Genomic DNA, 12,446 nt, shown 5'->3' with positions numbered 1-12,446 from the left:
GGGTATTTCTCGGTTTATTAGGTTTCGCTCCTTATATAGTATTTAACTATAAAGTAAATTTTCTACTATGATAGTTGTCTTGCCGCGCGTTGCTAAAAAAATGTGGATAAGGTAAAAAAGCTACAAATATAAGTAACCAAAATTAGCAAAAAATAACAAAAAACAAATAAGACCGCGCGTTGCTAAAAAAATGAAAAAAGGCCGGTCAACTATGAAATTAGTTATCAACATTTTTCTGCCTGTCCTATCTACTTAGTAATTTAGTAGTATGATTTCAGTCCATGAGCCAGAGCCGATAACCAGAGCCGCAGCAGTGGCCAGCCTACCGCGCAGCACTCCCCGGAATCTATTGGAAGCCGTTAGCCGATACCGGGCCATCCTAACGAAAGTAACTCAACAAGCCGCCCAGGAGGACGCGCCGACCGTGGCCAGCTATTTGGGGTTAAGCATGACTAACTATTATATCAAACGACGCGGAGAGCGACCGTTCAACTATGCCGACGTTGCGCGGCTGGTTGAACGCTACGGCAACGACGACGACCGGGCCGAGCTGCAAACGTTTTTTAAAGCCCGCGACGGGTTGTATAGCTGGTTGCAAAATTCGCCTATTCCGTTGGTTGAGTTCCGCCGATTGCTGGGCCTGCAACATTACCGGGATCTAGCCCGGCGAGGGACGCACCCCGACACATGGCGATTAGACGACTTGGAAAAGATAGGGCAGTTTCTGGCTCAGGTTGGCCAGCTATAAACTAAACACTCGTCAACCCTTTAACCCGTCAGTTATGACAGAACCCATTTTCCGCTATGGCGACATCAAACAGATAATGCATAGCGTAACCATCAAACTTGAAGATGCAGGCTATGACAGGGAAGCCGCTGCGATATGCAGCCTAACCCACATTATAGCCTGTCGTATTGAAACCCCCGACGTTTCCAGCAAATGGGGGGTAGAATACATGCTTGAATGTATGGAGCATCACCAGGCACTAACGGAGTATATCAACAACGGCAACCCGGTATAGCCTTTTTCTTCCCTTCTACCCTTTTGGCTAAGGGCCGATTTGTGAGCGGGGTAACGTAGGCTGACGCGCGTGGGCTGACGCGTTCGTAGAAGCGAGCCGGAACAGTATTCGCTACGCTCTACTGTTCATTGGCCCGCCCTACGGGGTTGATAACCAAATACTTAATTATAAACGTAACTTTTAACCAAACGGGAAACAAACGTATTTAGCGTTTAACTAACTGATAAACAGCGTACTGTTTCCGTTTGGGCGTCCGTGACCCATGAGCAGAACCCTAAAGAGTATTGACGTTGACCCGGAGTTATACGAGGACTTCAAGAAGCTGGCCAAGTCCTACGGCATGACCAATAAAGACCTGTTTGGGGCAATGGTGCGGTATTTCAACGCTACCAAAGCTGACCCGCGAGACCCTAAAGCGGACAATCCAACCGACGCAATCAAGGCGTTAGACAAACGGTTAATCGGCTTCATTCGGGAGCAGGAAAAGAAGATACTGCGCCCTTTGTCGGACGACGTGCAGGTATTAATTAAACTGCTACAGGAAGACGTACCGAGGAAAATAGGGCAATCGCAGATCCGAACTATTGGCAGTGCCATCAAGCCCGAACTACTAACCGACCGGTTTAAGGCCGCTGTTGCTGCCATGAACAACCCGCAACCCGTGCCACCCAAACCGGGAGCAACCCCACCGCCTAACCCTAACAGATGATAGTCAAATTGTAATTATGGTCGTCAAGATTAGCGGGGGAAATGCGGGCAGTTGTGGCGGTTTGGTGAACTATCTGGAGAAGCAGGAGCGCGGCCAGTGGTTCAGTCAGGAACGCGAGGAAATGCGGGCGAGTGAGGTAACGCCCGCCATCGACGGCAACAAACGGAATTTAGGCCGGGACGATGAGAAGTTTTATCAGGTCATCATTGGCCTCAGCAAGGAGGAATTGAAGCACATCGGCGACGATCCGGCGAAGCTGCGCGAGTATACCCGCGAAGTGATGAACGAGTACGCCCGCAATTTTGGAAAGGGGATAGAAAGTAAAGACCTAGTTTGGTTCGCCAAGATCGAGAAGGAGCGCACCCACAACCACGGTGACCGGGCGGTACAGACGGGCGAAGAATTGAAGGGAAGAAAAAAGGAGGGTGAGCAAACCCACGTCCACGTTATTGTTAGCCGGACGGAGAATCTAAGCCACTTCAAAGCACAACAGCAGGCCGGGCAGATCGAGCGGAAACACCCGCTTAAACTCAGTCCGGCGACGAATCACCGGGCGACCGAGAAAGGAGCCGTAAAAGGGGGATTCGACCGTACCAATTTCATCCGGGCCAGCGAACAGCAGTTTGATAAACAATTCAGCTACGAGCGGAAGCAGACCGAAACGTTTGACTACAGCCGCACCCAGCAGCATGGCAACCAGGCCGAGCGGGTAGCCGAAAAGTTAGCCGTGATTCGTCAGGAGAGCCACCGCCAAGAGCAGGCACGACAGGCCCAACGCCAAGCCGCCGAGCTGAAAGCAAAGGAGCAACAACAAAACCAGTCACAGCAACGGGCCAAAGGGGAAGAAAAAGCACAACAACCGCAGCAGTCCCCACCCAATCAACAACGGCAGCAGGAGCAGGAACCGCCCCAGATCAGGCAGCGCGGCCCCCGCTTGTAATTCTTTATCCAATCCATGAAAAACGACAACATCAGCAACTACATCGCCTTAGGCGGCCTAGCGCTCTTTGTCTTTACACTGGCCACCAAAACCCCCGCCACGTGGCACGGCGGAGACCTGTTTATTTTAGTCTTGATTGCCAGTTTATTAACCCCGTCCCTGTTGGGCTGGCTGCGTATTTTCGGCTTAGGCCGGGTTAGTGACTGGGCGTTAGATGCCATCGGGTATTACGAGGAGCAGCAGTTTAAAAGCTATCTGCTTTGGAATAAGATTTGGGTTCGTTCGCTACCGTGGTGGCTGGCGTTCTTTCTGGTGAAGAAGTACACCGGGTGGGGTAGTCTGGTTTTTATGGCGTATGCCGGTTGGGTCATTTTCCGCCACTATCGCCGGAGCCAGCCGCAGACGGTCAAGATTGACCCCAAACAAGGCGGGTTTGTGTTTAACACTGGCGAGGGTCCGCTATGGGTCGCTAACCCCTACCGAGGGTTATTTATCAACGGAGGCCCCGGCAGCGGTAAAAGTAAATCACTCGTTGAGCCGATTATCCAACAGTCCGGAGCGCAGGGTCTAACGGGTTTGGTGTATGATTTCAAGTTCCCCACCTTAGCCCAGGACGTGGCCGGCAGCTATACCGGCACGGACGTAACCCCGTATTACGTCAATTTTACCGATCTGAGCCGCAGCCACCGGATTAACCCCGTAGCCCCCCGGCTACTATCAAATGTTAGCCACGCCCGCGAAGCCGCCCTAACTGTCCTAAGCAACTTAGACGTAAAAGCCGCCCAGCAGCGTAGTTTCTGGATTCAGTCGGCGGAAGTGCTGTTAACGGGTAGTATCTGGTATTTACGGAATAACCATCCGCAGTACTGCACCCTGCCCCACGCGGTTTCTTTGCTCCTAGAGAGCGACCCCCGCCAACTCGTGCAGGTGTTGCAGCAGGACGACGAAGTAAAACCCATCATTGCCAGCGTGAGCAGTGGCGCAGGCAGTGACAACCAGTTAGCGGGCGTCTTTTCGACGGTGCAAAACTACCTGTCTGCTTTGGTTAGCCCGGCCATCTATTGGGTCTTATCGGGCGACGACGTACCGTTTGACTTAAACAGCCCGCAGAAGCCCGCTATTTTGACCGTAGGCAACGATCCGACGTTAACCGGGACATTCTCCCCACTAATCTCGTTGATCGTCTCTACGGCCTTAAAACGGATGAATAAACCGGGCCAGCGTCCGAGCGTCGTTATCTTAGACGAGGCCCCCACCCTGTTTATCCCCAACTTTCAGCAGCTACCGGCTACCGGGCGCAGTAATAAGATAGCCACCGTTTACGCCGTACAGGACATTTCCCAAATGGTGGGAGCCTTTGGCCGGGAGACCAGCGAAATGATTTTAGGCTCGTTATCGAATCAGTTCTTTGGCCGCTCGACCACGCCCGAAGTAGCCGAACGGGTAAGCCGAATGTTTGGCCGGTATGACCAGGAATACACCGGGCGTAGCGTAAACCACAGCGATAATGGCACCAGTTACAGCCAGAGCCGGAACGTACAGCAGCGCGACCGCTTAGAGGCCCAGGCGGTCATGCGGTTTGAACAGGGCGAGTTTGCCGGGATCATTGCCGAAGGCAGCCACCCGGAGTTTAGACGCAACTTTGTTGCTCCCAATAGCCAGGCGCAACCCGTTCAGCCGTTTAGACCCGTTAGCGAAGCCGATACCCGTCAGCAATTCGGCCGTATCAAAACGCAGGTTAATGAGGTGTTGGCCACCGTGAAGCCGCAGGAAACACCCGTCAACGACGCAGGCCATGCCCGGAAGCGAAAAGAGGATAACGCATCTACCGCCCAACCTGATAGACCAGCGACCAAAGCCCCGACCGTTCCTAATGCCGAAACAAAGCCAGCTCCCAAGCTGCTACCCCCCGCCCAAATGCAGCAGCCGGAGCCGGAAGACTGGCAAAACTTTATGTAAGACTTAACCCATGAAAACCCCCGGAACCGGAAAACGAAACAAAGGGCTTTTTGTCGTGTTGTTCCTACTTTTAGTAGCCACTCACAGTCAGGCCCAAGGCGTACAGATACGAATAGGCGTTAAAAGCCTATTTGCTCAAAACGGGCCGCAGCCTGATTTTACCGGTCAGCCACCCGGCGCACTACTGCCGCAGGTGCAGCTTAGGCCAACGCCCGGTTATGAAGTCGGCGTAGCCAAGAGCCTGCAAATTGGCCGGTTTATGGTGCAGCCGGAAGTTAAGGTTTCGCTTTATCGGATTGGTTATAAACTGGTTTGGAGCCAGGCGGATAAGACCCCCTACGGCACCCAGGCCAATATGAACACCACCGGCACCGTAGAAGGGCTGTTCTTATTCAGAGAGCCGATAACGAAGGGAGAAAACGCGGTTAGTTTGCTGGTAGGGCCATATATGCAGGTTAGAAGCGATCACTATACGGAAATTAGTCAGGGAAGCCCAAACACAATTTTCCCCACGTACCAGAAAGAACGGTTAGGCATCGAGGACAAGTACCGGACGGGTTGGGGCGTGGCCACCGGCGTACAAATGGCCCTCCGAAAGTTTGACGTTCGGTTGCTGGCTCAATTTGGTAAGACCGCTCTGTTTAGTTCAAACTGGCAGCAGTACAAAGGCTGTATCATTTCGCTTTCGGCAGGCTACACCATTGGCAGGACTACCCGCTAAAAATGGTTAAGGCTAATTTTGCAAGTGCTACTTGCAAAATTAGCCTTGCCTCTGTCAACAGGGGGAAACCAAACAATCTTTGGACGACTGGCCCCACTGAGGAGGCAGAGCCGCCAAGAGCAGACCAGATCGCGCAGTAACCGCGCTCGTAACTGGTCAAAAGTGGCCGCACCAACAGAAGATTGTTCTGGTGAATAAAAGCTACTGTTCTTTACCCTCGACTATTCTACAGTCTTCACATCAACCGCAAAAAGACGTTGATCCTTTGGGTTCGTTTCAATGCGATACGTTACCGATTTTCCTTTCAGATCATCAAATTTTAAATATCTGTTTGAATTAGAATGAAAGAATATGTTAGCAGGCTGACGTTTGATGAATCCAAATTGTTTTCCCCATTTGTCCGTTAAAAGTGATAAAACGACACCTGTGTAAACAAACTTTTCATCCTCAACGAGATTTGACGTTTGTTTGCCAAATTCTTTTCTTGCCTCAGTTAAGAGAAGAGTGGTAAAGTCGGCAACATCTTTCATGCTGAACGGGCTCTTTTTCAGCTCTTTAACCCACTTCTGCTTACAACCTTCAAAAAAGTCGATTGCCTGTTCAAATCGCTCGCCTGTGGACTTCTCGTTATTGAGTACTTTCAGAAGTACATCACAATGTTCATCAATACCTTTCTCAAAGTTTATTGAAGGACAGTCACCCGCTATAATCTGTCTGAACAACATTAATAGCTGAGCACGAAACGCATAAACTTCTTTTGATATTTTTCCATCTCTGTAAAGCTTCTCCAAGCGATAAAAGGCTAAAGCAGCTACGTAATAGGGTGACTTTGATTGTTTTTCTTGAAAAACGTCATTCTCAAATTCTCTTAAAAGTACTGATTCATGCCTATGCGCAGTTTCTGGTTTATTTAAAAACATACCTATAAAGCTTTGTAACAGAATACGCATATTAATTTTTTGCGTTTGTTTTATATTCGTGTTACTGTACTGCTTTGAACGTCTTTCGTAATAAATTTTGTCGTTGTCTCCTGATACAGCGTTAAAAAACTGTTCTAAATCTTTATGAAACTGCTTTGTAGTCTCAAAAGCTTCTTCTAATACAATATTCTGTTTGTTATTTCCTCTTACAATTTGGTTAGAAATTTCGTAATCAGTTGTAGCAATAATTTTTATATTTATCGGTACTCTCGAAATGTCTATACCCTTTTTGTGAGCATAAAATATGACATGACTTGTTTGACATCCGTTAACAATTTGTGGATCTTCAATAGTTAACTTTCTGTTATTTTGTATAAATTTATCACACACAATAGTAATTCCATTATTAAGAAGTATGAATTTAGAAGGGTCTTTAAGTATAGTATTCTCAATTTCTGTATTTACTTGATTTTCCCCTTGAAAATCTCGCACATTGTCTTCAAAAAGTGACTTCCTAATTACTCCATCTTCCGTTGTTAATAGTTTTACGAATTCTCCTGCATAACATAAAGCTAAGCAAGAATTTTCTACTCCTTGAACTTCAGTTAATGGTAGAACCCCATCAGTTAATATAGTCTCTGTAAAACTACGTTCGTTACTATCACAAATATTTTTTAGTGCTTCACTATCAATGAAATGCACTTCTGCCGAGTCGTATATATTTAGACGATTTATATCATTTTTAGCATGCTCAGCCAAGCCAAGTAGATGTGTGTTCTGGCTTTTCCATTTGCCCATTGCTACGAAATATAAACGAACAGACGGATTTTTATCCCACATTATTTTACCACCTGTATCAACGATGTCATTAAGTAGGTAATCTTTTATTGCTAACATCTCCTTTACTTGGTCGTTCATCGGAAGAAGATGTTGATCCGAAAGGAAATCCCTTACGCCAGAAATGAATTTATTGAATTCACCTGAGTCAAAAGTGTGTTTGTATTTTGACTGAATAAATATAAATTCAAGATTAGCTCTTTTAAATTTTTGTATTATATCATTAGCTTCTTCTATACTTTTAATCAGTAGCCCATTAAGTTTAACGGCCATACCATCAATACCCATATCCCATTCTCCCCCAACACAAACAGAGTCCAACAGTTCTGTATCTGCACTAAAAGCGTCTGGTTGGTGAGCTGTTAGTATAGTATGATTCACAAACTTTTCAAAAGCTACACCATCTTGGACCTTTTGCAGATCGTATGAGTCTCTAAATTTCTTGAATCTTGCGTTAATGATTGGCTCTAATTGCATTACGAAGGAGATTAAAGGTCGGAGAATTTTGCACGCAATAGTAGTTATTTAAAACTGAATAGCATAACCGCCCAAGAGGTAGAGTAGTATAGTAGTCATGGAAAAGTACAAGATTTAGCCTTTCATGAAAGGGGTTGAGCCTTGCACTTTTTTTAGATGTGTTTTATAATGAATGTTATGTTATGTGGTTATTGTCATATATCAGACACAATGGCAGACATCAACCAAACTCCGAAAAACACAATAAGGGTAGAAGGGAAAAAAGATAGGACGTGTTCTGTAAATACATAATTTTGCATCTTTAGAAATCTATAATTCTAAACTCATGAAGATTATAACAGTAGCCCACCAGAAAGGCGGAGTAGGCAAAACTACGTTAGCCTTGAACCTTGCGGCCTGTTTCGCGCAGGGGTTGAAAGTGGGCATACTTGATACAGACGTACAGGGTAGTCTATCCGGCATCAAAGACGATTTGGATAGTGTAACCTTTGTTCCCTTCGATGGTCAGTTAAGCCGGTTGACTGAACAACCGTTTGATATGCTCATAATTGATACCCCCCCATACCTGACTAATCAGTTACCTGACCTGTTCGCCGTTTCAGATTTTGTACTGGTTCCGTCTAAAGTTGGGTTCTTCGATGTGATGGCCATCAAAGCGACAATTGAGTTTTTGAAGCGGGCTCAGCAGCAGCGGCCACAACTAAAGTACGGCGTCGTGCTAAACATGGTCAAACCCCGAACGGGACTAAATAAGTCGGTGCAGGAGATTTTAAACGACTACGGGGCCACTCTGCTAACGACCACTGTATCAGATCGCGTAAGCTACACCCGTTCTGCCATTACAAGCGGAGTATTTGGCAGCGATGATGCAAAGGCTAAAGAAGAAATAACCGGCTTAGCTGATGAAATTCTGACTGCATTAGGATTATAAGTGTTAGAAATTTAGATTTACATAATTATAGAATTCTAAAAAATGGCAAAATCAACGGACTATGCGAACAAATTACAGGGGTTCGCCGACCGGGTGAAGACTGAACCCGTGCAGCTTCCTGTTCAGAAAGTAACCCCCGTACAAGCCGCAGCCGAGACGAGGGAAGAGCAACAGCTAAACGTTTGGATTCCCAAAGGCCTTATGAAACGACTAAAGGTAAAGGGGATAGAAACCGACCAGAGTTTAAAAGAAATGGTAATTGAAGCCCTAAGCAGGTTTCTGTAAACCGAAATTTACTGATCATGACGACCCAAGAGATAGAGTTAATTGAGGAACAGATACAAGGGCAAGACCTGAAAACGTTTACGGCGGGATACGATTATAGGCTAATAGATAGCAGTTCGCTTTTCGCACACGGTAAAAGTTTATTGGTTCATGCTGATTGTATGGAGTGGTTAAAGGCCATTCCTGATAACAGTATTCATGCTGTAGTTACTGATCCACCGTATGGAGTGAAAGAGTACAATCACGCCGAAATTGAGAAAAAGAATATTGGTAAGGGTGGAATTTGGCGCATTCCACCGTCTTTTGATGGCAGCAACCGTGCACCGCTCCCCCGCTTTACCGCCCTGAATCCCGCCGAACGTCGAATTATTGAAGAATTTTTCTTAGCCTGGGCAGGCGAAATCAACCGGGTTTTATTACCGGGTGCTCATGTCTTTCTCGCAGGAAATGCGTTTTTATCGCAGCTTGTATTTTCCGCCATTGCTGATTCTGGGTTAGAGTTCCGGGGGGAGGTTATACGCTTAGTTCGTACCTTCCGGGGGGGCGACAAGCCTAAGAATTACGAAAAGGAGTTTCCCGACGTCTGTACATTGCCACGTGGTTGTTATGAGCCTTGGGGTTTGTTTCGTAAGACTATCCCTAAAGGCATGACAGTAGGCGACTGTTTGCGTCGGTACGGCACAGGGGGTATACGCCGTATTGATGAAGAAAGCCCATTTGAGGACGTCATACAAAGCGGACGGACGTCGGCCAGAGAAAAGGAAATAGCCAACCATCCGAGTTTAAAACCGCAGTCGCTATTACGTAAGATCGTCTATGCAGCATTACCAACAGGGCGCGGAATTGTCTTAGATCCGTTCGCCGGTTCCGGCTCGACGTGTGCCGCAGCTAATTTTTATGGATATGACAACATTGGCGTAGAAAGACACCCCGACTACTATCAATTAGCCGCCGAAGCCATCCCGAAACTGTCTGCTTTACCCTCAGAGAAAGGCTAATGCAGTATGGTTAGGGTCAATCGTTTGAATGAAGCTGAGAAGGCGTTTTACGGCGTTTACATCCTGCTCGACGTGAGCAATATAGTGTAATACACCCTGTAACGCTTTCTCCTGCTTTTGCCAGTCCCACAAATCGACTTGTCCTAATAGGTCGTCTTGAGTCATTACCTTAACTGACGAAGCGGTTAAATATTCGTGTGCAGCATCCGTAACGTCCCGGACAAAGGCGATTCCTAACACTTGATTTTCTGCGACTTCGTTAACAAACGAGCTTAATTCTTTTGGTATATTCTCTTCGTTAATCTCAAAGTCTTTGACTTCTACTGACAATTCCAGATCAAGACCGTTATAGCCGTCAATGTCTCCAAATCTTTTTTGGCGAGAAGACCCGGTACGTACTTTATCTGCTAAAATGCTCAGGTGTGGCCGGTCGGCGGTAACATAACCGAAAGCAATAGCCTGATAAATCAACCCGCCGTTTTCTCCTTTCACACTGCGTGGATATTCCGTAATGACGCGCGGAAAAATGTGAGGACGCGGGACGTCCCGAACGTAGTAAGAGTTAACCGCTAATTCACTTAGGCCGTATTTTATTAATTCATTGACCAGTAGAAGCCGAGCGGTTTCAGAGGGCCGGAAGCACAATTCTAATAGGTCTTGGTATTTCTGCCATTGGCCAGTGTTGTACACGTATGCACTTGGGTAGTTGCTCCGCTTCATGCTGCGAAACAAGGCTAAAACCCCTTCCTCAATCTTTCTAATTCCGAACTGATGCCCAGCATACTCGACTGTTAGTGTATTGGCTCCTGATTCGCCCCGCTCTGTGATTAGACGGTATTGGTTAAAAATTCCCTCCCTTGTCAGCGTACTCCGAAACACTTTTGCCGATGTATCATGTTTAGAAATAATCTGCGCCAGCAAGGTAAAATCAAGGGCGGTTCCTAAGATGTATTTCATCTTTTTGAACCGTCCGCCGACATATTCTAAGCACTCGTTAATAATTGCCTTTTCTTCATCCAAGACGTCCGTTTTTTCTTGTTGGTCGTTCAAGTCGAAGTAGTTAGCTAAGAATGAGTTTATTAACTGTTGCTCTCTTGTTTCGGCAGATTCCATAAAATGATGATGTAAGAATAGAAGCAAAAGTACCTACTTCTATTCTAAAGCCGCCTGAACCTCTTGTTTTAATCGTTCCTGAGCAGCTTTACCCATTCTGACAAACACGGCGTTACAATACTTAACCCGGTCGTTTATCCGGTCGTCGGTGTTCTCCTTTAACTGCCAGTCGTACAGCAGTTTATTAGCCGCTTTGGTGCCTACATCTTCCAGATACAGAGCAATATTCTTATCTGTCACCTTCCAAGCCCGCAGGTTGGCCACCACCTGAGACACAACCCCGTTTTGTAGCCAGTACTCCGGTATCTTTCCGTCCTGTTTACGTTTGAGGGTGAATTTAAAGCCGGTTATTTTCTTACGGCCCCGCGTCATGCGGTCAGTCTCGTATACTGGCTCATAGCTAAACGCCAAATTAGTACCGGCCAACTCTTCTAACGGCTCTGTCATGGTAAACCGAATTAAGTCGCGGGTATCGGGATACTTCATCTTGGCGTTTCCGTCCTTGTCTCGCTTTACCTTGCCCCGTTTGTCTTTCTCCTCGGAACAGTCCATAAGCTGCCGGTACTGTTCGACGGTAGGGCACCATACGCCAGTATCCCGGAAGGCTGATAGGATTTCAAAGAAGCGCATCGAGTACCAACTTTTCAGCCCCATGTAATTATTGAGCTGATAGGTTGAATAGTGGGCGATCTGGACAAAATACGGCTCTAACTGAGGGTTAAGCAGTACCGTAATAATTCCGTCTTTATACCCAATAGCCCGTTCTTTGGTTGTGTCCAACAGGTGCCGGATATACCATTCCGACTTGTCCAAACTCTCAAACTCCCATGCTGCCGCAGACAGTTCACGCAACGCCCCTTGAACCTCTTTGTAAGCCGTTTCTTTCGTTATCCCGGCGTCAGTGACGATGTCCACGATACGAAACTGGTAGAAGGGCCGCAGCTTAAAATCATCGTCCCGTATCTGGTCAATGACGCGGGCCATGATGCGTTTAGCTGTAACGCTCATACGCCCCTGCCTGGCAAACGTTACGTTCCAATGCTGTTTAACTAAGTCCTTATGTTTTGGCTCATACGTCAAGCCGAGGGGTAGTACCAACTGAGTGCTTCGTTTATCGTCCATCCTCACAAATCCCATTTCGCCCCTTCCGTCGGTAGCAGAGCGAATTTAAAAAGAAAAAACAGAGATATAAAATATTACTCTGGATAAGACGGGGTATTTCTCGGTTTATTAGGCCGTCAAGTGGGGGTATTTCTCGGTTTATTCAACCCATTAAGTGGGGGTATTTCTCGGTTTATTAGGTTTCGCTCCTTATATAGTATTTAACTATAAAGTAAATTTTCTACTATGATAGTTGTCTTGCCGCGCGTTGCTAAAAAAATGTGGATAAGGTAAAAAAGCTACAAATATAAGTAACCAAAATTAGCAAAAAATAACAAAAAACAAATAAGACCGCGCGTTGCTAAAAAAATGAAAAAAGGCCGGTCAACTATGAAATTAGTTATCAACATTTTTCTGCCTGTCCTATCTACTT

At 46.6% G+C, this 12,446-nt stretch carries 12 protein-coding genes; 9 read left to right on the top strand and 3 right to left on the bottom strand.

Annotated features, from left to right (window positions below):
• Positions 1 to 268: 268 nt before the first annotated feature.
• The 6 genes from B1C80_RS27795 (at position 269) to B1C80_RS27770 (ending at position 5,351) form a co-directional block, all read left to right on the top strand.
• The gene (locus B1C80_RS27795; protein WP_077924482.1) at positions 269 to 748 is read left to right on the top strand and encodes a hypothetical protein; all 480 of its coding nucleotides are present in this window, start codon (positions 269 to 271) and stop codon (positions 746 to 748) included.
• Between the two features lie 34 nt (positions 749 to 782).
• Complete coding sequence (locus tag B1C80_RS27790) at positions 783 to 1,022, top strand: hypothetical protein (protein WP_077924481.1); 240 nt, start codon at positions 783 to 785, stop codon at positions 1,020 to 1,022.
• Positions 1,023 to 1,284: 262 nt separating this feature from the next.
• Complete coding sequence (locus B1C80_RS27785; protein ID WP_077924480.1) at positions 1,285 to 1,731, top strand: BfmA/BtgA family mobilization protein; 447 nt, start codon at positions 1,285 to 1,287, stop codon at positions 1,729 to 1,731.
• Between the two features lie 16 nt (positions 1,732 to 1,747).
• Complete coding sequence (locus B1C80_RS27780; RefSeq protein ID WP_077924479.1) at positions 1,748 to 2,671, top strand: DUF5712 family protein; 924 nt, start codon at positions 1,748 to 1,750, stop codon at positions 2,669 to 2,671.
• A gap of 15 nt (positions 2,672 to 2,686) precedes the next feature.
• On the top strand, positions 2,687 to 4,630 hold the full coding sequence (locus tag B1C80_RS27775) for a TraM recognition domain-containing protein (RefSeq protein WP_077924478.1): 1,944 nt from the start codon (positions 2,687 to 2,689) through the stop codon (positions 4,628 to 4,630).
• A gap of 10 nt (positions 4,631 to 4,640) precedes the next feature.
• Positions 4,641 to 5,351 (top strand): hypothetical protein, encoded by a 711-nt coding sequence (locus B1C80_RS27770; RefSeq protein WP_077924477.1) that lies wholly within the window; start codon positions 4,641 to 4,643, stop codon positions 5,349 to 5,351.
• A gap of 221 nt (positions 5,352 to 5,572) precedes the next feature.
• Here the strand turns inward: B1C80_RS27770 and B1C80_RS27765 are convergent, their stop codons facing one another.
• Complete coding sequence (locus B1C80_RS27765; RefSeq protein ID WP_077924476.1) at positions 5,573 to 7,585, bottom strand: AIPR family protein; 2,013 nt, start codon at positions 7,583 to 7,585, stop codon at positions 5,573 to 5,575.
• A gap of 325 nt (positions 7,586 to 7,910) precedes the next feature.
• Here B1C80_RS27765 and B1C80_RS27760 point away from each other — a divergent pair, with 325 nt between their 5' ends.
• The 3 genes from B1C80_RS27760 to B1C80_RS27750 are packed head-to-tail and all read left to right on the top strand — an operon-like array spanning position 7,911 to position 9,799.
• Positions 7,911 to 8,516: a ParA family protein gene (locus B1C80_RS27760; RefSeq protein WP_077924475.1), complete on the top strand. Its 606-nt coding sequence runs from the start codon at positions 7,911 to 7,913 to the stop codon at positions 8,514 to 8,516.
• A gap of 42 nt (positions 8,517 to 8,558) precedes the next feature.
• Positions 8,559 to 8,801: a hypothetical protein gene (locus tag B1C80_RS27755; RefSeq protein ID WP_077924474.1), complete on the top strand. Its 243-nt coding sequence runs from the start codon at positions 8,559 to 8,561 to the stop codon at positions 8,799 to 8,801.
• A 17-nt stretch (positions 8,802 to 8,818) separates the two neighbouring features.
• Positions 8,819 to 9,799, top strand: a complete 981-nt coding sequence (locus B1C80_RS27750; RefSeq protein ID WP_077924473.1) for a DNA methyltransferase — start codon at positions 8,819 to 8,821, stop codon at positions 9,797 to 9,799.
• On the opposite strand, the gene B1C80_RS27745 is transcribed toward B1C80_RS27750, so the two are convergent.
• Both B1C80_RS27745 and B1C80_RS27740 read right to left on the bottom strand, forming a co-directional pair.
• Positions 9,785 to 10,912, bottom strand: a complete 1,128-nt coding sequence (locus B1C80_RS27745) for a hypothetical protein (RefSeq protein ID WP_077924472.1) — start codon at positions 10,910 to 10,912, stop codon at positions 9,785 to 9,787. The two genes, B1C80_RS27750 and B1C80_RS27745, sit on opposite strands and share 15 nt — an antisense overlap.
• Before the next feature lie 39 nt (positions 10,913 to 10,951).
• Complete coding sequence (locus B1C80_RS27740; protein WP_255376616.1) at positions 10,952 to 12,034, bottom strand: replication initiation protein; 1,083 nt, start codon at positions 12,032 to 12,034, stop codon at positions 10,952 to 10,954.
• Positions 12,035 to 12,446: the final 412 nt, after the last annotated feature.

The organism is Spirosoma sp. 209 (assembly GCF_002006735.1).
GTDB classification, from domain to species: domain Bacteria; phylum Bacteroidota; class Bacteroidia; order Cytophagales; family Spirosomataceae; genus Spirosoma; species Spirosoma sordidisoli.
The sequence above is the reverse complement of the archived record's forward strand: the minus strand, read 5'-3'. Positions and strand labels throughout refer to the sequence as shown.